Source organism: Bacillus multifaciens (genome assembly GCF_030756675.1).
GTDB classification, from domain to species: Bacteria; Bacillota; Bacilli; order Bacillales; family Bacillaceae_G; genus Bacillus_A; species Bacillus_A multifaciens.
This window is the reverse complement of sequence record NZ_JAVBXD010000049.1, coordinates 1-23294: the sequence shown is the minus strand read 5'-3', so window position 1 is coordinate 23294 and position 23294 is coordinate 1. Positions and strand designations below refer to the sequence as shown.

At 36.4% G+C, this 23294-nt stretch carries 20 protein-coding genes; 5 read left to right on the top strand and 15 right to left on the bottom strand.

Annotated elements, in window-relative coordinates; genetic code table 11:
- Positions 1-75: 75 nt before the first annotated feature.
- Positions 76-222 carry a BH0509 family protein gene (locus Q9306_RS21835; RefSeq protein ID WP_028411195.1) on the top strand — a complete coding sequence of 49 codons (147 nt, stop codon included), beginning with the start codon at positions 76-78 and terminating at the stop codon, positions 220-222.
- Between the two features lie 23 nt (positions 223-245).
- Here the strand turns inward: Q9306_RS21835 and Q9306_RS21830 are convergent, their stop codons facing one another.
- On the bottom strand, positions 246-848 hold the full coding sequence (locus Q9306_RS21830) for a DedA family protein (RefSeq protein WP_306202317.1): 603 nt from the start codon (positions 846-848) through the stop codon (positions 246-248).
- A 363-nt stretch (positions 849-1211) separates the two neighbouring features.
- Here Q9306_RS21830 and Q9306_RS21825 point away from each other — a divergent pair, with 363 nt between their 5' ends.
- Positions 1212-4010 (top strand): dynamin family protein, encoded by a 2799-nt coding sequence (locus Q9306_RS21825; protein ID WP_306202315.1) that lies wholly within the window; start codon positions 1212-1214, stop codon positions 4008-4010.
- Positions 4011-4268: 258 nt separating this feature from the next.
- Here Q9306_RS21825 and Q9306_RS21820 read toward each other — a convergent pair whose 3' ends face one another.
- The 4 genes from Q9306_RS21820 to Q9306_RS21805 form a co-directional block, all read right to left on the bottom strand.
- Positions 4269-4691, bottom strand: coding sequence for a hypothetical protein (locus Q9306_RS21820; protein WP_306202313.1), 423 nt, complete (start codon positions 4689-4691; stop codon positions 4269-4271).
- A gap of 13 nt (positions 4692-4704) precedes the next feature.
- Positions 4705-5238, bottom strand: a complete 534-nt coding sequence (gene lepB / locus Q9306_RS21815; protein WP_306202311.1) for a signal peptidase I — start codon at positions 5236-5238, stop codon at positions 4705-4707.
- A gap of 186 nt (positions 5239-5424) precedes the next feature.
- Positions 5425-6105 (bottom strand): lysoplasmalogenase, encoded by a 681-nt coding sequence (locus Q9306_RS21810; protein ID WP_306202309.1) that lies wholly within the window; start codon positions 6103-6105, stop codon positions 5425-5427.
- Between the two features lie 150 nt (positions 6106-6255).
- Positions 6256-7206 carry a DMT family transporter gene (locus Q9306_RS21805; RefSeq protein ID WP_306202306.1) on the bottom strand — a complete coding sequence of 317 codons (951 nt, stop codon included), beginning with the start codon at positions 7204-7206 and terminating at the stop codon, positions 6256-6258.
- Between the two features lie 558 nt (positions 7207-7764).
- Here Q9306_RS21805 and Q9306_RS21800 point away from each other — a divergent pair.
- Complete coding sequence (locus Q9306_RS21800; RefSeq protein ID WP_306202305.1) at positions 7765-9693, top strand: heavy metal translocating P-type ATPase; 1929 nt, start codon at positions 7765-7767, stop codon at positions 9691-9693.
- 193 nt (positions 9694-9886) lie between these two features.
- Here Q9306_RS21800 and Q9306_RS21795 read toward each other — a convergent pair whose 3' ends face one another.
- The 3 genes from Q9306_RS21795 to Q9306_RS21785 all read right to left on the bottom strand — a co-directional run bounded on the left by Q9306_RS21795 (position 9887) and on the right by Q9306_RS21785 (position 11861).
- A complete protein-coding gene (locus Q9306_RS21795; protein ID WP_306202302.1) occupies positions 9887-10750 on the bottom strand; it encodes a YihY/virulence factor BrkB family protein in 864 nt (287 codons plus the stop codon).
- A gap of 5 nt (positions 10751-10755) precedes the next feature.
- On the bottom strand, positions 10756-11235 hold the full coding sequence (locus Q9306_RS21790; protein ID WP_306202300.1) for a DUF4075 domain-containing protein: 480 nt from the start codon (positions 11233-11235) through the stop codon (positions 10756-10758).
- Between the two features lie 161 nt (positions 11236-11396).
- A complete protein-coding gene (locus Q9306_RS21785) occupies positions 11397-11861 on the bottom strand; it encodes a low molecular weight protein-tyrosine-phosphatase (RefSeq protein ID WP_306202298.1) in 465 nt (154 codons plus the stop codon).
- A 166-nt stretch (positions 11862-12027) separates the two neighbouring features.
- Between Q9306_RS21785 and Q9306_RS21780 the strand changes: the two genes are divergently transcribed.
- Positions 12028-12252, top strand: coding sequence for a DUF1128 domain-containing protein (locus Q9306_RS21780; RefSeq protein ID WP_306202296.1), 225 nt, complete (start codon positions 12028-12030; stop codon positions 12250-12252).
- A gap of 555 nt (positions 12253-12807) precedes the next feature.
- Positions 12808-15474, top strand: coding sequence for a cation-translocating P-type ATPase (locus tag Q9306_RS21775; protein ID WP_306202294.1), 2667 nt, complete (start codon positions 12808-12810; stop codon positions 15472-15474).
- Between the two features lie 27 nt (positions 15475-15501).
- Here Q9306_RS21775 and Q9306_RS21770 read toward each other — a convergent pair whose 3' ends face one another.
- From Q9306_RS21770 to Q9306_RS21740, 7 genes are all read right to left on the bottom strand, one after another.
- The gene (locus Q9306_RS21770) at positions 15502-16584 is read right to left on the bottom strand and encodes a toxic anion resistance protein (RefSeq protein ID WP_306202292.1); all 1083 of its coding nucleotides are present in this window, start codon (positions 16582-16584) and stop codon (positions 15502-15504) included.
- A gap of 18 nt (positions 16585-16602) precedes the next feature.
- The gene (locus Q9306_RS21765; protein ID WP_306202291.1) at positions 16603-18234 is read right to left on the bottom strand and encodes a YceG family protein; all 1632 of its coding nucleotides are present in this window, start codon (positions 18232-18234) and stop codon (positions 16603-16605) included.
- A 71-nt stretch (positions 18235-18305) separates the two neighbouring features.
- Complete coding sequence (locus Q9306_RS21760; protein WP_306202289.1) at positions 18306-19094, bottom strand: TerC family protein; 789 nt, start codon at positions 19092-19094, stop codon at positions 18306-18308.
- Between the two features lie 73 nt (positions 19095-19167).
- On the bottom strand, positions 19168-19746 hold the full coding sequence (locus Q9306_RS21755; protein WP_251227456.1) for a TerD family protein: 579 nt from the start codon (positions 19744-19746) through the stop codon (positions 19168-19170).
- A gap of 30 nt (positions 19747-19776) precedes the next feature.
- Positions 19777-20361, bottom strand: a complete 585-nt coding sequence (locus tag Q9306_RS21750) for a TerD family protein (RefSeq protein WP_020062754.1) — start codon at positions 20359-20361, stop codon at positions 19777-19779.
- A 20-nt stretch (positions 20362-20381) separates the two neighbouring features.
- Positions 20382-20978, bottom strand: a complete 597-nt coding sequence (locus tag Q9306_RS21745; protein WP_306202284.1) for a TerD family protein — start codon at positions 20976-20978, stop codon at positions 20382-20384.
- 328 nt (positions 20979-21306) lie between these two features.
- The coding region (locus Q9306_RS21740) for an SH3 domain-containing protein (RefSeq protein ID WP_306202282.1) at positions 21307-23294 on the bottom strand (1988 nt) is incomplete at its 5' end.

The window sequence follows — 23294 nt, the reverse complement described above, 5'->3', positions numbered from 1 at the left end:
CTAAAGATTCTGTTATATAATAGTACTAACTTAAATAAACTGTATTAAAACAGATTGAGAGGAGAAATTAACATGATCAAAAGAGAAGAACGGAAAAATATGATTGAATTTATTGAAAAGAAAAAAGGAATTGAACGTGAGGAACTGATGTATATGACAGATGACGAGGTAGAACATATTTATAATGTAACGTACTTCTTATATGAAGAGATTGCAGAGTAGCATAAAAAAAACCGCTATCTACATTAGCGGTTTTTCTTATCTTTTTGTATTTTTACATATGTATAAACAATCAAAGCGATGATGATTGAAACAATACAAATCCAAAATCCGTATCGATGTAAATTGTACTCTACATCTCGCCACTTTTCTCCTAATTTCCACCCAAGTCCAATAAAAACGCTCACCCAAATGAATGCACCGCCATACGCATATAAACAAAACTTACCCCATTTTAAGTCGGACATTCCTGCAAAATAAGCTGTTAAATGTCTAACACCAGGTATAAAATAGCCAATCACTAATAAAAAAGGACCATACTTCTCAAATAAAATATGAGTCTTCTCGATTTGAGCTTCTTTAATCCCCACTTTAGAACCATATTTTTTTAATACAGGGAGTCCGAGTTTTAAACCAAGCATATAACTTAATGTAATCCCAATTACAGCCCCAGCCATACCGCTCGTAAAAGCCTCTGTTCCTGACATATATCCTCTTGAAATATTATATCCGACAAATGTAAGTAGAAATTCATCCGGTATTGGTAATCCGACGATTCCTCCGGCAAGCGCAATAATAATTCCATAATAACCGTAGTGTGCGATTAATTCACCAATATGTTGTTCCATTCGCACGACACATCCTATACGTTATCGTTATTCCACATTGTACCCTCTTCATCAATAAAGCAAACATGGTATACATATTCACTATACATTGTTTTTATGACGAACTCTACATCCAATGTTACAACTTCATGTAGAATATTATAGCCTTATTATGTTATTAGGAAGAGTTAATGTTGTTTCAGAACTGAAAGGAAATTGAAAAAAAACTGAAACTTTATGCATGAAAATACAATCCTACTATGAAAATGAAAGGAAAATGAAATTTTTCAAAAGAAAATCTTTGCTAGAATAAAGAGCATCAATGCACAAAAGTGTTGACATATAAAGAAATATACACTTTTCAAGATATAGTGGGGGAAAAACATGACACTAGAAAAACAATTAATAAAAAAAATATATTATGAAACATTTCTAATGGAAAATGAAACACATCCGCCTCTCCAAGTACTGGGAGAAGCTTATTTAGCTGAACAAAAAAATGACTTTTCGGATGGATCTTATATTCGTTTTGCACAAGGCGAGTTTTATTATCACCATCAAGATTTTGAATCCGCTATTTTTAAATGGGAGAAAGTCAATAATGAATTAGAACCATGGGCACAAAAGAATATTGCAGATGCTTACTTCGAACTCAATCAATTATCCGCTGCCGAAACTGTTTATAAGTCCATTACTACTGATAATAAAATACTTATGACCGAAATTTCATTGCAGTTACTCTCTCTTTACATAGAACAAAACAAACTTGATTTAGCTTTCGCCGTTATTAAAGAAGCTGTTTCTGTAAATCCTGATTATCCAAACGTCACAACGATTGCTCGTTCCTTTTATGAAGAACAGCAAGATTGGAACAGTGCGGTCGAACTAGCAGTCAATGAAATGATTCGAACAGAGTCCTTCCAATGGTTTGAGATTTTAAAAGAATATATTGATAAAGGATTTACGAAAACCATTTCACCAGATTATTTCTATAAGGTACTAGTTACGTTACACAATGTAGACCTAGTCCAATTTGCACAAATTGTTTCATCACTTTGGCACAGCTATAAGAATGAACAAACTTATTTATTGTGGCTTAAAACAATAAATGACTTTTTCTCACATATCGAAGTACATTCAGCCGATGAATGGGACGACATTTCTTCTCTTTACGAAGAAACGTATTTTGAATTAATTCAAGGCCAGTATATGCTGAGACAATTACATGATATTGTTCCGAATATTTTAATGAATTGGTTAAAAATGGTCAATCCTTCTCGCTCTGTCTTTCCATCTGCAGCAGTATTGGCATGGGATGAGATTTTCCCTGCTAAAATAGATGCAGCAGACGTGCAACGTGCAGAAAAACTATTGTTACATTCTACTAATTACACAGATGGTTTAGACTATAGTTTACATCTTTTCGATTCTATTACACAGTGGGCACAAAACAATGATTTAGAAATGGGACATCGCTTTAGATGGTTAGTCTATGAACTTGCAGATGTAAGAACAAATCGTCTTTTAGTAACAGGAACTTCTGGAAACGGAAAATCTTCATTTGTTAACTCTGTACTAGGAGAAAATATATTAGAAAACGCAAGCGCAAATACAGTTATCTTTAAAGATGACACTCATACAGAAATTAACGCTATAACAGATGCCACAATTTCAACGACTAATGATTTCTCTGATTTCCACAACATGATGTCTATGCACCGACAAACATATAGAGAAAAAACATGTATTGAATTTAAATTACCTTGCAAGCCTTTAAGTAAAAACAAACTAGCATTCGTTGTTACACCTAGCTTTAATAGAAACAGCGATATGAGAAATGAAACATTTGGCTATTTAGACTCAGTAGACAGTTTATTATTTGTGTTAAATGCAGATTCTCCTTTCACTGACAAAGAACGTGATATTTTATTAAACATTCAAGAACAGGCACCAGATTTACAAATTCATTTCTTATTGAATAAAATTGATAACATTTACAGCGACTCAGAAGTAAAACGAGTGATACATGATACACAAACGAGAATAAACGCATATTTTCCGCAGGCGAAAGTTTTACCTTATTCATCGTTATATGCAAACAGTCAACAATTAAACGAGTTAACTGATTTTATCCATTTTAACTTTGAGTATAAAAATCTTGAGCAAGAACGTACGAAAAAAATACTACTTTTCATTCGAAAAGCAATTCAATATCTATTGGATAAACGAATTGAGATGGAAAATAACTTAGTGGATTCTATTAATTGGAATGAAGATATTTTAATGAGACTAAATGGCTTTATTAATAATCTTACTGCTTTTGAAAAAGAAAAAATTCATCTCATTACAGATTCCTATCGTACAATGAAACATAACATTACGAATGATCTTACAGAGCATATTCCGAAGCTACTGCAAAGCTGCTCTGATCTCATTAGTGAAGACAGCGATTTTAGACACATGGATACAGAATTAAATACAGTAATGAACGAGAGAATTCGCAACTATTTAGACCAAACTGTGTTACCTACCTTCGCTTCATCCATGCGAAATTGGATTGAAACTTCAAATCATGAGTTCCTGCAAAGTCAAGCATACTTAGAAGAAATAAGTGAAGGACTTAACTCTTTATGCGGGGAAAATCGAATCCAGTTAACATGCGACTTTAAAATACTTGATGATTGGCGACGAGATACGGATCGAATGACGAGTCGAATACAGATGGAAGAAATAAATATCTTCCGCCGCTTTACACCTGCACAATTTTTACTAAAAAGTGCAGGGAAGTTATTCGGCGCTCTTCCTAAAAATAAAACAATGTTGTACAACAAATACAAACAGTATTTAGAAAATGAAGATTTTACAGATGTAACTACTTCTATTATAAACAAGTTTTTCTTACAGTTTGAGCTATTTGAAAATGCACTAGAAAGGGATATTACTATATTCTTTAGAGATCCGTTTAGTTCATTGAAACAAGCTGTAGAACAGACTCATTTAGAAATACAAGAACATCAAAATACATTGCATAAAATGAAATCAACGCCTGAAGTTTATCGTGATCCTGTCACACTATTCGAACTCAGATTGCGTCAGTATGAAGTAGTCTTAATGATAGATGAAAGGACTCCTGATGCAGAGTCAATGTTAGAAACAAATATCGAGGAAACGCCGACGCATTAATTGTAATAGATAAAACAAACAAAGCAGCCGATAATGGCTGCTTTGTTTGTTTTATCCAAATTAAAAAAAAAGACATAAAAACCTCTTTCTTTTTAGGAGAGGGCGAGAGCATCTGGCCATGCATAGGGGCGGTCAGGGCCTTTTTTTAAAACAAAGGGAGAAAGCTGGGACAGGTCATGTTGCAGTCTGTATAACAGCAACTTATATGTCGAAACATTAAAATGGATTTCTATCATTTTTTATAGGTGATTCATCCTGTTATATATCCCAAATCACATCATCGACCTTTGCTTCAATACGGATTCGCTGGATAAATTGCTTACGTTCGCTTTCATTACGAAGCAATTTCTGTACATACCGCCCTTTACTCAATAAATGTAGATAACGTTTATCTGTCTGAATAACATCTCGGCATTTTTCATTTTCATATATAGCCTTAAACCAATCATGCCCCTTTAACTTTTCCACATGACGCACAAACCTTTTTTGTTTTCGCTGTTCTCGTCCTTCGAAACCTTCTAGCACTAACTCTACAAGTTCTTCTGCTACAGCTTCTAATGAAACTCTTCCAACTCCAATTGTTCCTCGAACGATCACTTTAGTAGCGTCGGCCGCTACTTCCCCAAGTGCAACTGCTCCCCTTGCGATTCCAGCTAAAATATGACCAACAATCTCTTCCATAGCCTTCCCCCTTCTAATCTATCATTTGCACCCGGTTAAAAGGGTAGTATATAGAAACTAAACTTCCTAATACATCATCTTTATCAATGAACCCTAACCCATTGCGACTATCCCGACTAACTAATCGATTATCTCCCATGACAAAGATTTTGTTGTTCGGAATTTTCATCGGACCAAAATCCTCTGTTAAATTCACCATCAGTTGCTTTGCATGCTTCTTATTTTTTTCTAAATAAGATTCCTTTTGCAATTGATTGTTGATATACAACTGATCGTTCTTCATTTCAATCGTATCTCCAGGTAAACCGATAATGCGCTTCACATAATAATTATCCGTTTTAACCACAATGACATCCCCATGATCATAACTATCCATTCGCTTTGCTAACTTATTTACAATGACCTTATCTCCTTCATAAAGAGTGGGCTGCATAGAAGCTCCTTCCACGGTCGTTGGAAAAAAGACAAATACTTTCATTAAAAAGGCAAGCACACATGCAATCGCAAATACTTCAATGAATTCCCGCAAACGACTTTTCTTCTTCATACGCTTCTCCCTTCCCCCTCAATTATCTATATTATAAAATATTTTTGTAAATAAATTCTATATTATTAGGAAATCACCTGGGTGATTCACCCAAGAAAATCTAACATTTTCCTTACAAATTTATATTGTTTAACAACAAAAGAAGAACTGCTTGAGGGCAGTTCTTCTTTCACATTTTATGTACTTTTATATCCCAACATAAACAATGCACATTTGTGCTCCCACATATGTTGCCCAAACTAAAAGAGGATCATATTTTACATTCCGGCCACCGATATCCGTAATTCCAATAATAAAGTCAGAAATGACAAATAGGAAACCGCCAAGCGCTGGTATCCACCACATTCCTTGATTCAAATAAGCAAGCGCAAATGCAAAGCACGCCATTCCACCAACCCAAAGTCCGTATACAAGCGCACCTATTGTAAATAATCGATCTTGCTTATGATTTCGAATGAAAAAGAACCAACCTATAATTAAAAACAAGCCGTATCCCGCTAAACCAATATATAAGCCATTCCACGAAATACCCGTTTCTAAAAAGGCAGTAACATACAAGCAATGCGCAAGCGCAAATGTCACCATTCCACCAATGAGACGATGCCCAAATGGAATTAAGCCTGCCATAAATAAATCACCAATTGTTGATAAAATCATCCCGATTGCAACCCACTGGCGATAAGGTGTTACCGGGTCCTGTACCCACATCCATATCGCGGCTCCAGTTAATGAGAAAGTGAGGAGTAAACGAATGAATAAGGGTAATGGCTCATTTTTCTTTGTTTGTTCTGATTGTCTGATTGCATAAACAGTCCCGAACAAAAATAAAACTATTTGTCCAATTAACAGTACGTACATTCCGTTCATATTTTTCTCCTTGACGAATTAATATTTCTATCTTATTCGATACAAAACCATCAATTCCCTTTCTTTTCCCTATAATTTTCATCAAAAAATTGTCGCAAACTCTACAAAGTTTCGCTCTCTATAGGAAAAAGAGGCTCTCCATGAACCTCTTCACACTACGCTACTTTTTACATTCGCTGTGTTTTTTTCACTACGTGTACGATTCACGATAATAATTCCGGTCGCTACACACGCTAAGCCAAATAATACGAAAGAATGAATTGCTTCTCCTAAAATTAAGCTTGATAAGATGACACCGAATACCGGAATGAAAAACATATACATCGATACTTTTCCAACTTTGTTATATTTCATCACGGTATTCCAAATACAAAATCCTGCCGCTGATAAAAATGATAAGTATAGTAGCATCAGCAACGTTTGCATATGAAATGTAAATGGCATCAATCCAGCTTGGAAAATTCCGATGAACAATAAGCCTAGAGAACCGATAATCATCTGATATGCGGTCATATAACCTACATCCATCGTTTTACTTCCTTCTTTCGCCAAAATGTTACCGTACGAGTACAACATTGCCGCACCTAATAATAACAGTTCACCAATACCAAAGTGAAAATTCATATCTCCTTTTGGAATGTTCACAAGAATGACACCGCAAAAACCAATTGATACACCAACGATTTTTCTCATATTTAAAGAGTCATCTTTATATAGAAAATGTGCAAATACAATTTGAAAAAATGACGATGTTCCCGAAATAACGGCACCTTCAATTCCCGTACTATAGCTCAAACCGATATAAAAACAAACATATTGTAAGAACGTTTGAAACAGGCCAATTAGAACAAGTTGCTTCGTTGTTCCTTTTTGAAACGAGACATTTCTCCCTAACACTTTAAAAAAGAATAACAGCATCATTCCTGCTAAGAAAAAACGGTAACCTGCAAATAAAATTTGCTCGCCTACTTCATGAGGCTGAATGTCCAACTGTACATAACTTAATTTAATAAATGGAAACGCACTGCCCCATAAAAAAGTTGCACATAATGCTGCAACAAATACACCGAGCGGATGTGTAAAAAATCTTTCTGTCTTCACTGGATGTCTTCCTTTCCGTACTTTTTATGAACAATATCCATATATAACAAAGCGGAGTCAAAAAGACAAGTATTTTCACTTTTACCTTGTTTCTGCACTTTCCCCCACAAATAGCGAAATAAGTAAAAATCTTTTCGGATAAGGTAACATATGTTACAATCTAGAATAGTAATAATAATAAAGTAAATAACTACACAGAGTGTGTTTTCTAAGAAATGCTGCTATCCGTATGGATGGCAGCTTTCGTCGTTTTATAAGGGTTTCGATGATGATTCTTTTTCTCAAATAGAGAGGAGTAAAACGAAATGAATTCACCAGTAAACATATTCGCGAAGTAAAAGAACGTTCCAACTTAGAAGAATGCTGCTATCCAGATGGATGGCAGCTTTCGCCGTTTTATAGGGCTACCGATGATGATTCTTTTTCTCAATAGGAAGGAGCAAAAAAATATGAATGCCGAAATAAAAGCATTATCAAAGCAGACGGAAATGCCGCCTTAAAAGAAAATAAGACTTTCCATAATCAATTTTTTCTCAAATAGAAAGGAGCAAAAAAGCTATGAATTCTGAAGTAAAAGTATTATCAACGCAACAAGAAACTAAGGTTTCTTCATCTTGGTTTGCAACATTTCAAAAGCATTATGAACTCATTTTTGCGCTTACATCCGGAGTTTTAATTTTAATCGGTTGGTTATTAACAAAGAATGACATGACAACAACGGCAACCATATTTTACGTATTCGCTTATATCATTGGAGGTTATGCAAAAGCAAAAGAAGGTATTGAAGACACAATCGCTGAAAAAGAGCTGAACGTCGAAATGCTCATGCTATTTGCAGCAATCGGCTCAGCCATTATCGGCTACTGGACAGAAGGTGCCATCTTAATTTTCATCTTCGCTTTAAGCGGAGCGATGGAAGCTTACACAATGAGTAAAAGTCAAAAAGAAATTTCAGCACTGCTCGACTTACAACCTCAAGAAGCACTGCGTATTTCTAACGGAGTGGAGGAGCGTATTCCAGTTGAACAACTGCAAATCGGTGACATCATTTTAATTAAGCCAGGTGAACGTATTCCTGCAGACGGTAAAATTCACACTGGGGAAACAAGTATTGATGAAGCTGCTATTTCAGGTGAGCCAATTCCAAATGAAAAGAAAACTGGCGATGAAGTATTCGCCGGAACTGTTAACTTACGCGGCGCCATCGAAGTAGAAATTACAAAACATAGCGATCAAACATTGTTCCAAAAAATTATTCGCCTCGTACAAAATGCGCAAAGCGAAAAATCTCCTTCACAGCTTTTCATTGAAAAGTTTGAAGGAACGTATGTGAAAGGCGTACTTCTTGTTGTATCACTCATGATGTTCGTTCCGCATTATGCGCTTGGTTGGAGCTGGAACGAAACATTTTACCGTGCAATGATTCTACTCGTTGTTGCTTCTCCTTGTGCACTTGTCGCAGCGATTACGCCAGCTACGTTGTCGGCAATTTCAAACGGTGCACGCCATGGTATTTTATTTAAAGGCGGTGTTCATTTAGAAAGATTAGCTTCATTAAAAGCAATCGCCTTTGATAAAACAGGAACATTAACACAAGGAAAACCGACAGTAACTGACATCTATACGCGTGACGGCATATCTGAAAACGAGTTATTTCACATTACAGCATCCATTGAAAGTCATTCTACACATCCTCTAGCAGAAGCAATTGTAAAATGCGCAAAACAGGAATATAACATTACGTTAACAAAACCAGAAAACGTAGAAGATGTTACAGGCTTTGGCTTAAAAGGAACATTGCAAAGTAAAGCGTACAAAATTGGAAAAGCTGCTTTTATTGGAGAAGAAACAAAAACATTTCATAACGGCATTTCCGTGCATTTAGAACAAGAAGGAAAAACCGTTGTATATGTAAGTGATGAGAAAGGTATTCTTGGTCTTATTGCTTTAAAAGATACATTGCGCCAAGAAACAATTGCAGCAATTCACGAACTCCAAAGTCTTGGCATCGAAGCAATTATGATTACAGGTGATAATGAAGAAACTGCAAAAACTATCGCTGCTGAAAGTAATATTAAAGAGTATTACGCATCTTGCTTACCAGAAACAAAGGTAGAAGCAATAAAAGAATTGAAAGAAAAGTATGGTACAGTGGCAATGGTTGGCGACGGAATTAATGATGCTCCTGCTTTAGCAACAGCAAGTATTGGGGTTGCGATGGGAGAAGGAACTGATGTTGCATTAGAAACAGCAGACGTTGTCTTAATGAAAAATGAACTATCCCGCTTAGCACAAGCCATTCGTTTATCCAAACGAATGAATCGCATCGTGAAGCAAAATGTAATCTTTTCATTAACTGTCATCATGCTGCTCATTTGCTCAAACTTCCTGCAATTTTTAGCACTTCCATTAGGTGTCATCGGTCATGAAGGAAGTACGATTCTCGTTATTTTAAATGGATTACGGTTATTAAAAGCAAATAATTAAAAGGGTTCCAATATGGAACCCCTTTTTTTAATGATAGCTATTATGTCCGTTTGCACTGCTGCTCGTTTTATGCTTTGGCTGCGAGCTGCTGCGTTGTTTACGTTGGTTTTTATCATTTTTGCTATTACCAGTCTTGTTTTGACCCATGAATAATCCCCCCTATTCCCTCTTAGTATGGAATAAAGGGTTCTTTTTAATTACGGGAATTATTGTCACTCGTTCGATAATAATTCAAGAGTGCATTAATTTCTCCACCAAGTAAAATCACCCAGCCTGTTAAATAAAACCATAATATTAAAATAATAATACCACCGAGGCTACCGTATGTAGTAGAGTAATTTCCAAAGTTATCGACATAGAACGCAAATGAGTACGATACCACAATCCATCCAATTGTAGCAAATAATGCTCCTGTCATCACTTCTCTTCTCTTCATACGACGATTTGGGGCAAATTTATACAAAAAGCAAAATAAACCGAACAATACAAGAAAACTTAGTAATAATCGAACAATACTCCACACAAACGAAAATTCATCAGATAAACCTAAAATTTTAAAAATTGCTGAGCCAATTAATTGGCCGAATACAGGTAAAATTAAAGCGAAAACAATCATAAAAATCATTGCTAATGTTAATACAATGGACAATGCTCTTGTTGAAATAAACGAACGGGTTTCGTTGATATCATAAGCGCGGTTAAATGCCTTCATTACTGCATTGACACCGTTGGATGCAAACCATAACATAGCAAGTAAACCAAACGATAATAGCCCGCTATTTTGGTTATTCATTATTGTATGTACGTTTGCTTCAATTAAACTCATTGCATCTTCCGGGGCATAATTCCTTATAAAGGTTAGTACATCTTCCGTGTGAATTGGAATATATCCAAGAAGCGTTATTAAAAACACGAGCGCTGGAAAAAGAGAAAGCAAGAAGAAATAAGCGAGCTGTGCCGCTAAGCCCGCCAGATCATCTCGCATTGTTCGATCATACAAGTCTTTTCCAAATGTGAAAACATGATGAGTTCTTGCTTTTTGTACAAATGTTTTCATCTCTTTTAAACGCTTTGCTTTTCTTCTTTATTTTGTTTTAATTCAATATACGCTTCTGACTTCTTCTCTTCTGCAATCGGTTCCTTCATACCATGATCTTCCGATGCAACTTCTTCTACCTTCAACTCTTCTGTTGGTACAACCGCCTGAATTTCAATTGTCTCTGGTTGTTCTTTGGCATTGTTCTTCTTCATAAAAATATCTTTTGTCTCTTTTAACGTTTCCACAACAGCTGGCGTCAATTTTTTAATTTCCGCTACTTTTGCTTTTACAACGTTAAAATCAGCAAGTTCACGCCCTTTATCTGTAACTGTTTGTACCTTTTCTTTCAGCTTTGTATTTTCACCAATTTCAATCATTTTTGTTTTTGCTTTTCCTGCTGTCAGCTTTACCTTTTCACGATTTTCTTTCTTTAACATAGAAACCGCCACACCTGCTGCTACACCAATCGCAATATTTCGTACAAGATTTCCCTTCTTTGCCATATTCCTTCACCCTTTCATCTATTTTGTTAGAAAGTTATCTCACTCTAACGAACAAGAAAATCCCAAAGGAAAAAATTTAAGATTAAACTTACCATAAGAGCTCGACTCGCTCAACTCATCATCAATGAGAGTTTCACATTTTACTTTCTGAACTAACATTCTTATATTCCTTGCTCATTTCGAATGAACGCTAACAATTTTGCACATCCTTCTGTTACAAGGTCATATACTTCTTGAAAGTTCCCTGTAAAGTATGGATCCGGAACATCTGTCCAACCACCGTTTGGAACAAAATCGGATAGTCTGCCGATATAGCCGCCTGCTTTGCCTAAAGCCTTTAAATCGTCCAAGTTTTTATTGTCCATTGCAATAATATAATCAAACTTTGTTAAGTCTTCTTTTTCTACTTGACGAGCTTTAATTCCTTCAAAGGCTACTTTATTTTCCATTAAAATTTTTTGTGTGCCATGATGAGGTGGATGGCCGATATGCCAATCCCCAGTTCCAGCCGAATCAACAGTAATTACTGTTTCTAATTTTTCTTTTTTGACAAGCTCACGAAAAATTGCTTCTGCCATCGGAGAACGACAAATGTTCCCTAGACAAACAAATAAAACTCGAACCATATTTGTTTCTTCCCTTCATGATGCATTTGTTATATTTAGTATAAACAATCAACAATTAGTTATAAAGGAAATAGACACTAATTTAATACGATTGCAAACTTCCGTTAACGAAAATGATAAAAAAATGTTAAGATAAGTCTATGTTATTTTAAAGGGGGACACTTCCGTGGATTTATCCGTAAAAACACAAGAGAACGTTGAATATATGGTAGAAGCAATTAAAGAAAAATTACGTATGGTAAACGCTGGTGCAATGAGAGCTGCAAACTTCAATGAAGACATGTACGAAGACTTACGTGACATTTATGAACACGTTATGAAACGCGACACATTTAGTATTAGCGAAATGCAAGCTATTACAGAAGAATTAGGCACACTAATCAAGAAGTAATAAAAAGCGGCTACCCAAAGCTCGGTAATCACCAATCTTTGGGTAGCCGCCTCTTTTTATATCCAAATTAAAATACTTTGTAACCACTCAGTTACTTTATGAAAAAAAGCAGAAAAGCATTTTTTTAAATGGGCGAGAGGGACTGGCGATGCATAGGAGCGGTCAGGGCCTTTTCCTTCCACGTGCAAGGTTTGAAAACAAAAGTAGACAATAAGTGCAGGCTCCTGCCCTGTTTGTATGACAGCAGTCTATATGCCAAAAAACGAATTTATAAGTAATAGAGAGACACATCTTCACTAGAATCATACCCTTTTCTAAATTTCTAAAAGGTATAGCTAAGTAGTTACAATAATTTTTATCATTCGATAAACATATCCCTCTTCCACAATCATTTCCTTTCATTTCCAACAATTTTATGACAACTTCTCACTTTCATTCACAAACCTTCAAAATATTGTAAAATAATAATAGCCCCCCCTCATCACAGACTTCACATCAAATCCAAAATTTCTACACTACGATTGCTAACTGCTTTTCTACTGGAGGTGCTTTTATATGAGCAATTGGTACAGTAAGACAAAAAGTCAGACGTTGCGTGAACTAGAAACAAATGAACAGCAAGGTTTAACCGAAGAAATAGCTGAAGCCCGATTAAAAAAATACGGAAAAAATGAACTTGTAATGAAGAGAAAAAGAACTTTGGGGCAGCGCATTTTTTCCCAAATCAATGATATTCTCGTCTATGTCCTTTTAATTGCAGCCCTTATTTCTGCCTTTGTCGGCGAATGGGCTGATGCTAGTATTATTGCTGTTGTTGTCGTTTTAAATGCTGTAATTGGTATCATTCAAGAATCAAAAGCAGAGCAAGCTCTAGAAGCCCTGCAAAAGATGGCAACCCCAAAAGCAATTGTAAAACGAGGTAGTGAATTAAAAGAAATTCCATCCGAAAATGTCGTTCCTGGAGACATTGTTCTGCTTGATGCAGGTCGCTATATTCCATGCGACTTACGACTTATTGAAACAGCCAATTTAAAAATTGAAGAATCCGCTTTAACAGGCGAATCCGTTCCTGTAGATAAAGATGCAGCGTATGAACCTTCCAAGCGAAATCACGAAAAAGTACCACTAGGTGATCAAAAAAATATGGCCTTTATGTCCACACTTGTTACATATGGCCGCGGTGTTGGCGTGGCTACCCAAACAGGAATGCATTCACAAATAGGAAAAATCGCCACTCTCTTGCATCAAGCTGATGATGATAAAACGCCTCTTCAAAAAAGCCTGGAGCAAGTTGGAAAATACTTAGGCTTTGTCTCTGTAGCAATATGTATCATCATGTTCTTTATTGGTTTTTTCCAAGGCCGTGATACGCTAGAAATGTTTATGACCGCTATTAGTTTAGCAGTTGCCGCGATTCCGGAAGGCTTACCAGCTATCGTCTCGATCGTTCTCGCAATCGGTGTACAGCGAATGATTAAACAAAATGTCATTATCCGTAAACTTCCAGCTGTTGAAGCCCTTGGCTCTGTTACAATTATTTGTTCAGATAAGACAGGTACATTAACGCAAAATAAAATGACAGTTACCCACTTTTATAGTGACTGTACATATGATGCATTAGAAAATGTAAACGTACATAATGATGTTCAGCGTCTATTATTAGAAAATATGGTTTTATGTAATGATGCATCGTACAACGCTGAATCACAAACTGGAGATCCAACAGAAATTGCACTTCTTGTTGCAGGATTGGCCTTTGAGATTCAAAAAGATGCACTAGAGAAGAAACATAAGCGCCTAAGTGAATTTCCTTTTGATTCCAATCGTAAAATGATGTCAACGCTGCATGAATACGAAGACAACTACTTTAGTATGACAAAAGGGGCAATCGATAAACTCTTACCAAAGTGCAAACATATTTTTAAAAACGGCACTGTGCAGCCGTTAACCGAAAGTGATAAAAATGAAATAATAGCAGCGGCACAAATGATGTCACAAAAGGCGTTACGAGTACTTTCATTCGCTTTCAAACAATACAATAATGAGCATATTAACATATATGAGGCAGAAGAAAATCTTATCTTCATCGGTCTTGTAGGGATGATCGACCCGCCTCGCCTAGAAGTAAAGGCAGCTATTAAAGAGTGCAAGAAGGCTGGCATTCGCACCGTTATGATTACAGGAGATCATAAAGATACAGCCTTTGCCATCGCAAAAGAACTTGGAATTGCAAAAAAAGAATCTGAAGTAATAATTGGCACACAATTAGACAATCTTTCAGATGAACAGCTCGCAAACGAAGTGAATCATTTAAACGTCTTTGCGCGCGTTTCTCCTGAACATAAAGTGAAAATTGTAAAAGCACTACGTGCAAAAGGAAATATTGTTTCCATGACTGGGGATGGTGTCAATGACGCACCGTCTTTAAAACAAGCAGATGTTGGCGTAGCAATGGGGATTACCGGAACAGATGTAGCGAAAGGTGCAGCTGATATGGTATTAACTGACGATAATTTCTCTTCAATTGTCAAAGCAGTCGAAGAAGGAAGAAACATTTACCATAACATTAAAAAGTCTATTCTATTTTTGCTTTCTTGTAACTTCGGAGAAATCATTGCACTCTTTTTAGCTATTTTACTCGGCTGGGCTACACCACTTCGTCCCATTCATATTTTGTGGGTGAATTTAATTACAGATACACTTCCAGCATTATCACTCGGAGTTGATCCAGAAGATCCAGACGTTATGAAGGAGAAGCCGCGTCGTGCAAAAGAAAGCTTATTTAGCGGCAGTGTACCGTTTCTCATTCTAAACGGAATTATCATTGGGCTCCTCACGTTAATCGCCTTTATTGTTGGCGCAAAATTATATACAGGGGATACGAATCTTTTTCCTCTCTTTCCATCGCAAATTGAAGCAGATGCTTTATTACACGCCCAAACAATGGCTTTTGTTACACTAAGTTTTTCACAGCTCGTTCACTCTTTTAATTTACGATCACGTACAAAATCAATCTTCTCTATCGGGATATTTACAAATAAATACTTAGTTTTCTCTCTTCTAATCGGGGTTTGTATACAAGTAAGCATTATTTCACTCCCGCCTCTTGCCGGCATATTTGGTGTACATGCTTTAACAGTACAAGATTGGGGCTTTGTTTTATTACTTAGTATCATTCCACTACTAATAAATGAAGTAATAAAAATATTTAAAAGGCAGTGAGGGGATTCCTCACTGCCTTTTCTAACTTTATCCTTGCATTTCCTTCTTAATTCGATTCGTTAAGTCTGCCATACGCTGACGGCTTTCCTCACGCTCACGTTTGTTTTGTTCTTCAATTTGTTGTGTTTCCTGAACACCTTTTGAAATAATATTCCAAGTCTCTTCAAGCGTTTCCATCTTAATACTTGAAGATCCAGTTAGTTTTGCTACTTCGACACTTTGCGTCGCGATATTTTGGGCATTTCTCTTCAATAGCTCGTTTGTACGGCGATCAAGTTCTGCCATGGAATCCGCAACAAGTTTTTGACGTTTTGCATTCACAGCTTGAATAATACCATTTTTAAAAATAGGAATTGTCGTAATAAACGCTGAATTAATTTTTCCGATTAACTTGTTGTTACCACGTTGAATCATACGAATTTGCGGCGCTGTTAAAAGCGCAACCATACGCGCCTTTTCTAAGTCATCAATACGTTGCTCTAAAATTTCTACAGAGTTTTTTAATGAATCAAGTTCGATTCCTGCAAGTTGATCATTGTTACGAACGCGCTCTTCATACATTGGAACCAATTCTGTTTGCAGACGCTCAAGTAACATTTCACCCGCAACAACGTATTTTTCTAGATCTAAATAGTATTTTAAGTTTTGCTCATACAATCCATCTAACGTACCAATTGAACGCTTCATTTCATCTTGATACTTCGTGATTTCCACGTATACTTTATCCATTTCGCGCCCCATCGTTTGATACTTATTAAAAATTTGTTCAATCATTTGATTTCCTTTTTTAAATATGCGAGAGAAAAAACCGCTTTTTTCTTCAACGAAATCTTTACTATCAAACTTGTCCATAATTTTCCCAAGCTGTTTTAATAGCTCACCGGAATCTTCTACTTTAGATAATGTCATCGTATGTAAAATTTGATCAGCAAACCTTGAAATTTCTACAGATGGCTCTTTCCCTAACTCAATGAGTTCCAATTGATCTTTTATATCTACCGAATTATAAATGCGTTGCACCTCAGAGTCTTGTCTTAACTGCAGGCGAATATTTTGTGATGTTTGTTCAGTCAATTCTGTTGTTGTTGGATCTAATACAATCGGATTCATATATGTAGCTTCCTTTCTTTATAAAAATGGCCTAAACAACCCTTTTAAAGTATTTGATAAATTTTTATAAGACGATGAACCGTGAAACTCTACATCAAAGCTCACTTCTTCTAACCAATGGGAATCAAATGCGCCCGCTTCAATATACTGCTCGATATCATTACGCCCTGTCGGATTAAAATGTAAAACATCGACACCAATTTGATTTAAAAAGAGCATTACTACCGCATCAGAGCGTGTTAGTTCTCCACTTTTCTCATTGTTAAATATGACTATTTTCGGTACTTCTTGCGAATAATCAAATTTCTCAAGTTGCTCAAGTATGTTCGGTGGGATTTGTGAAAGCTGCGCAAACACATATAAAGCGATATCTTGCTCTTTTTCAGACCCCACTCTTTTGCAAAGCCCGCTTTCACATGTATGAATCATTGCCTCCGCAATGCCATATTGCAAGCCTTCTGGTAAACGCTTATGCGGCCACCAATGGCTTTGAATGATGTTCTGTGCATCAAGTTTTCCCGAACGATTTAACGCATCACGATAATGAAATTGAAAATTCGCTTTCTGTTCCTTTGTAAATGGAAATTGATTGATTAATAGACTATTTTCATATGATGTTAACGTTTTTAATCTTTGAAAATACTCTTTCTCATTTTTTGAGACACCGGACACTTTTGCAAATAACGACGGAATATAAATATGTTGATTTTCTACAAAGAATGTTGGTCTTATAAATGCTTTTTCTTTCGTAATGATAAACAGTTCATCATACGTTGTCTTTAACGTCCGGGCAACTGGCGTATACGCCCTAAATTGCCACGGTTTATACAAGAGTGAATTATCATGATGAAGCACCTGTTCAATCTCTTTTGAGGCTTGATACGCAACCGTTGCAACGCGCTCTCTCTTTTTATCTGGAAATGGTTCTAATGCAATTCGACCTGGATGCGAAATCACAAATGTTCGATTTTCTTCATCGATTGTTTCAAAACCATCTTTTCCTTCTGGATGATAATACAATACGTCACATCCGAGCATAATAAGGAAGTATAAAAAGTAAATTCGACTTTCCGACGCATCACCGTACCAGATAATTTGCGGCATTTGTACTTTATAATCCTTTTGTGAAAACCATTTTGAAACGTAATTTTCACTTAACTTAATCATATCAATTAAAAAACGGCGAAAACCTTCTGTTTTTAACGATTGATTATGTTGTTTTTCGTATAGCTTTAAAATTGAAATGAAAGTTGTATGTATGTAGTGTTGTATATCGGGATGATCTACTTCGGGCAATAAACGTTTTCCCGATAAATGAGCAACAAGACGATTGACAGTTAAACCGTTTGCTGCCTGTTGATGCAGTGAAAAAACTTCTTGAATATCACGAAGCTTCTCTGAAGGAATGACTTTATTTAAATTTTGTTCATGAAGTACAGTGATTTTCTCATTTTGACTATACTCAAATAATTGATTATAGTACTCATCCGTATCATTTGGCACTCCAAGAATGCGACATCCTATATAGCTAAAATGCAGATCATTCTCTGTCACTTCATAATGCGGCCGCTTTGCTAAATCCAATTCAAACCGTTTTAATTCTTCTTCCCCGCCGAGTAGCTGTGGGTGAAATGTAAAACGTGAAAACATACTTGTTCACCTCCAAACGAAACGTTTATAAAAAATGGGCGCCCGTATGACGAGCAAACCCATTTAGTCTATTAATCTTCTTTCTTAGTAGCTGCCACCTCTTCACGAGTTTGGCGAGATGTTTTCATATAATGTAAAATAAATGTCGCACCAAATGCAATAACTAAAATCACAAAGAATAACCAGTGCGGCATTTCAATATGAATGACCGAAAGCAACATTTTCACAGCAATAATTGCAATTAATATATACGCTGTCGTTTCTAGTTCTGGAATACGTTCTAATAATCTTAAAAATACGCCAGCAATACCACGCATCATTAAAATTCCGAGCATTCCGCCAAGAAGTAAGATCCATACTTCATTTGAAACACCAAATGCCGCAAGAACGCTATCCACAGAGAACGCAATGTCCATTAACTCAACCATTACTACTGTTCCCCAGAACATGCCAAACATTCTAAATAGAATGCTATCTTGCTTCATACCGTGACCTTCTTCATCTTCTTCATTTCCTTTAGATTTATCAATGAAGTGTTTCACAGAAAGCCATGCAAGATAAAGAGCACCAAGTACTTTTACCCACGCTAATTTAATTAAGTACATACCAATTCCGATGGCAATAAAACGAAATGCATACGCACCAATAAGTCCATAAAATAAAGCTTTTTTACGCTTTTCTTCTGGAAGATGTTTTACCATAACAGCTAATACAAGCGCGTTATCAGCAGATAGCAATCCTTCCAAAATAACAAGCGTACCAATTAATCCCCAAGATACTGGATCTGTTAATACCCTTACCCACATATCTAAATCAAAGAATTGGGCATACGTATCAAGAATTCCGTGTAAAATCTCCATACAGCTCTTGACTCCTATTCTGTTTTTAAATTTCTATAAAGTGGAAAAGAAGGAAACGAAAGTCGCTTCCTTCTTATGCATCCAAGCCGTACGCTCTTACAAGCGCACCTAGTCCACCTTGGAAGCCACTTCCGACAGCATTAAACTTCCACTGTCCATTATGACGGTATAATTCACAAAAGACAACTGCTGTTTCAATGGAGAAATCTTCCCCTAAATCATAGCGAAGCACTTCTTCATTTGTTTCTTCATTCGCTAAACGAACAAATGCGTTAGCAACTTGACCAAAGTTTTGGCGGCGTCCCTCTGCATCATAAATGGTAACCGTAATCGCAATACGGTGTACATCAGCTGGGATTTTGCTTAGATCAACAACTAATTGTTCATCGTCGCCGTCACCTTCCCCAGTTCGATTATCACCTGTATGAGTAACAGAACCACAAGGAGATTGTAAATTGTTATAAAAGATAAAGTCCGTTTCTTTCGTACATTTACCTTCTTGATTTAATAAGAAAGCAGATGCGTCTAAATCATAATCAGATCCGCCGTCATATTGTTTAATATCCCAGCCAAGACCAATAATTGCTTTCGTAAGGCCTGGGCTTGTCTTACCTAAATCAATTTTTTGTCCTTTTTGTAACTGAATAACCATCGTGATTCACCTCTATTTACATAGATTCTTTTACTCTACATCTAAACCAAAGTTTTTACATAAAGCTGCTAATCCACCTTGGAAGCCGCTTCCGATCGCATTAAACTTCCAATCGCTGTTATGACGGTATAATTCACCAACTACAACTGCTGTTTCAATGGAGAAATCTTCCCCTAAGTCATAGCGAATTAGCTCTGTGTTCTTCTCTTCATCTAAAATGCGTACAAAGGAGTTAGATACTTGTCCAAAGTTTTGACGACGACCTTCTCCATCATAAATTGTAATCGTAAAGCAAATACGTTCGATATGCGCAGGAACATTTTTCAAATCAACTTTGATTGTTTCATCGTCTCCTTCGCCTTCTCCTGTACGATTATCACCTAAATGCTGTACAGAACCATTTGCCCCAATTGGATTATTGTAGAAAACGAAGTCTTCTCCTCCGCCAACTTTACCATTTGCTCCAACTAAGAAAATACTTACATCTAAGTCAAAATCAGCCTGTCCATCATACTTATTTGTATCCCAGCCAAGACCAACAATTACTTTTGAAAGACCTGGATTTGTTTTCGTTAAATCTACTTTTTGTCCTTTTTGTAATGAAATAACTGCCATATATAGCGCCTCCTAAAAAGTTATTGATAACGCGTGACGATTTCACTTAAATTTTTATCTTGCGTTCCTTCTCCGATTGCCGAGAACTTCCAGTCATTATCATGACGGTACATTTCGCCAGCAATTAAAGTTGTCTTTCCGCCGTAGTTATCCGTTAAGTTATAACGAGCTAACTCTTCACCTGTTTGCGGATTTTGAATACGAATATAAGCATTGCGAATCATCCCAAAGTCTTGACGACGATTCACACAATCATAAATATTTACAACAAAGATGAGGCGGTTTATTCTAGATGGAACTTTTTGTAATTCAACAAAAATAGTTTCATCGTCTCCTGCACCTTCACCTGTTAAATTATCACCTGAATGAGTCACACTTCCGCAAGAAGATAATTTATTTCCAAAATAAATGAGATCATGTTTATGTAAAAATCGATCATTCTCAAGCATGATCACAGATGCATCGCAGTCAATATTTGGCTTACTTCCAAACAGTGAAGATAAAAACCCACCTGCTTTTTCAATCGGATCCCACCCTAGGCCAACTTGTAACTTTGATAAACCTGGTTGTCCTTTCGTTAAGTCGATCTTCTGTCCTTTTTCTAAAATGATAGGCATGAAGTCTCTTCCTTTCTACGAATGCTTTTCCAGCTAGGAAAATATTATATTCTTTCTTTAATATTGTAGCATTTTTCATGGATTGAAAAAAAGAATAATTTTTTGATTATATGAAAACATCTATCTAATTTCTCTGCATCGATGTCAGAAGTGAACAGCTCCAAAATATTATATCGGCGCTTTTCGCAATATATCGGCGGAAACGGTGAATTTATCGGCGAGTTTCACAATATATCGGCGCTTCGACACAACTTAAAGACCATTCGGCGATATTCGACATATAACTAACCTCTATACTTAACATCAACATTATGAATCTAGCTATTTTTTAATATGAAGATATAAGTTTTACAGAACTTGCTTTTACAAACACACTATTATACGCTGTGTTATCAGAAACTAGCTCATAGTATGTCCCACTTGAAGTTTGAATCGTTTTCTTAATTGCAACTGTCATATTACGAGGTGCCACACTCGCTTGTGCGCCGCCTACATTTTTGAATAACCCAGCACCTGCTTGCACCATACCTAACTGATATTTATTCAAATCTTTTCCACCGTTCATGGCATCAAGTCTATTCATAAGAGAAGCAATTTGTTGACCCCAATTCTCATCACTTGCATACATGACGTTCATACCTTGTGATTTATCTCCCAAATTCCCACCATTATATGTCCAGCCATTTGGATTTAAATAGTTTTGATCAATATATGAAGCGCAGAAATTAATACCCTCTTCCCATGTTTTAAATGCCGTTGCACCGTTGTATGGGTCAGAATCTACCGCTCTAAAACCAAATAAATTTTTCTTATCTTGTGCAATCCGACTTTTTCCCCAACCGGATTCTAAAATAGCATGAGATAGTAAATAACCTGCATTTAAATTATATTTTTGTGCTGCATTAACAAAATATTGTCCAGTTCCAATCAGCGGACTGTCTGCACTATTTTTTCTTAAGAAATCATCAATGTCTTTCGCTGTATAAGTAGACGTAGCGCGAATTGGTACATATTCAAAATATTGATAACTATCTTGTCCACCAATTTGCGTTTTATCAAATGCCTCATAACGCTGACCTTCTTTTAAATGCTTCGGTGCATTACCAATTTGGTACGCCGCATACTTACTCGTAGAGTTGTTATATACATAGTGATAAAGCTTTCCGTTTTTCACTGTATAATATGACGTTGATTCATGAACCATATTTGGATATAAAGTAACGTCGTCTATATTGACGTATCCTGTTGTACCATCAATTTTCACATGCACACGGTCACCATCCGATTTTAGGAACTTTAAGTCAGCTCCTTCTCGTACATATGTTAACTTTTTACCAGTCGCAATATCATAAATATTAATCAACTTATTCGCTCGTACAAAGCCTTGTTTCATATTCACAACTTTTCCATCGCTAACAATATAACCGTCTTCTTGTCTAGTTTGCAGTTCTTTTTCTGCTTCCGTCCCATTCGATTTTTGAATTTTCCCTGCCTCTGTGACCACTTCATAAGAAGATCCTTGTTTTAACTTTAAGAACTGTAAAGAAACATAACCTTCTTTTCCATTTACGCGCACTTTCGCCCAACCATTTTCCTTGCCTATTACTGAAACAGATTCACCATTTTTTAAGTGAGCTACAATTGATGCACTTGTTGAAGGACCTTGGCGCACATTTAATAAAGATGCATTTACAACGCCTCGTTCTTCCGTTACTTGTCCGTTATTTCCGTTATTTCCGTTATTAGCATTCGAACTTGTACTAATTTGCACAAACTCTAACGATACATAGCCTTCTTTTCCTTTATACGCAATCTTCGCCCAGCCGTTTGCTTTTCCGAGTACTGTTATTTTCTCGCCTTGTTTTAAGTTTCCGAGAATGCTACTGCTTGTATTTGCTCCGCTTCTTACTCGCAGACTTGTTGCTGTGATTGTTCCTGTTTCTTGCGGGCCTGTCGCTATGTTTTCTGGTGGCTTCTCTGCCGGTTTCTCTGCTGCCTTACCTTCTAACTTCACAAACTCTAGCGATACATAACCTTCTTTTCCTTTATATGCAATCTTCGCCCAGCCGTTTGCTTTTCCGAGTACTGTTATCTTTTCGCCTTGTTTTAAGTTTCCGAGAATGCTGCTGCTTGTGTTTGCTCCGCTTCTTACTCGCAGACTTGTTGCTGTGATTGTTCCTGTTTCTTGCGTACCTGTCGCTATGTTTTCTGGTGGCTTCTCTGCCGGTTTTTCTGCCGGTTTCTCTGCTGCCTTACCTTCTAACTTCACAAACTCTAACGATACATAGCCTTCTTTTCCTTTATACGCAATCTTCG

What these genes read in the sequence shown, in the direction of transcription:
- Q9306_RS21830 (WP_306202317.1), bottom strand. Translation starts at nt 848, where the DNA reads ATGGAACAACATATTGGTGAATTAATCGCACACTACGGTTATTATGGA.
- Q9306_RS21825 (WP_306202315.1), top strand. Translation starts at nt 1,212, where the DNA reads ATGACACTAGAAAAACAATTAATAAAAAAAATATATTATGAAACATTT.
- Q9306_RS21820 (WP_306202313.1), bottom strand. Translation starts at nt 4,691, where the DNA reads ATGGAAGAGATTGTTGGTCATATTTTAGCTGGAATCGCAAGGGGAGCA.
- lepB (WP_306202311.1), bottom strand. Translation starts at nt 5,238, where the DNA reads ATGAAGAAGAAAAGTCGTTTGCGGGAATTCATTGAAGTATTTGCGATT.
- Q9306_RS21810 (WP_306202309.1), bottom strand. Translation starts at nt 6,105, where the DNA reads ATGAACGGAATGTACGTACTGTTAATTGGACAAATAGTTTTATTTTTG.
- Q9306_RS21800 (WP_306202305.1), top strand. Translation starts at nt 7,765, where the DNA reads ATGAATTCTGAAGTAAAAGTATTATCAACGCAACAAGAAACTAAGGTT.
- Q9306_RS21795 (WP_306202302.1), bottom strand. Translation starts at nt 10,750, where the DNA reads ATGAAAACATTTGTACAAAAAGCAAGAACTCATCATGTTTTCACATTT.
- Q9306_RS21790 (WP_306202300.1), bottom strand. Translation starts at nt 11,235, where the DNA reads ATGGCAAAGAAGGGAAATCTTGTACGAAATATTGCGATTGGTGTAGCA.
- Q9306_RS21785 (WP_306202298.1), bottom strand. Translation starts at nt 11,861, where the DNA reads ATGGTTCGAGTTTTATTTGTTTGTCTAGGGAACATTTGTCGTTCTCCG.
- Q9306_RS21775 (WP_306202294.1), top strand. Translation starts at nt 12,808, where the DNA reads ATGAGCAATTGGTACAGTAAGACAAAAAGTCAGACGTTGCGTGAACTA.
- Q9306_RS21770 (WP_306202292.1), bottom strand. Translation starts at nt 16,584, where the DNA reads ATGAATCCGATTGTATTAGATCCAACAACAACAGAATTGACTGAACAA.
- Q9306_RS21765 (WP_306202291.1), bottom strand. Translation starts at nt 18,234, where the DNA reads ATGTTTTCACGTTTTACATTTCACCCACAGCTACTCGGCGGGGAAGAA.
- Q9306_RS21760 (WP_306202289.1), bottom strand. Translation starts at nt 19,094, where the DNA reads ATGGAGATTTTACACGGAATTCTTGATACGTATGCCCAATTCTTTGAT.
- Q9306_RS21755 (WP_251227456.1), bottom strand. Translation starts at nt 19,746, where the DNA reads ATGGTTATTCAGTTACAAAAAGGACAAAAAATTGATTTAGGTAAGACA.
- Q9306_RS21750 (WP_020062754.1), bottom strand. Translation starts at nt 20,361, where the DNA reads ATGGCAGTTATTTCATTACAAAAAGGACAAAAAGTAGATTTAACGAAA.
- Q9306_RS21745 (WP_306202284.1), bottom strand. Translation starts at nt 20,978, where the DNA reads ATGCCTATCATTTTAGAAAAAGGACAGAAGATCGACTTAACGAAAGGA.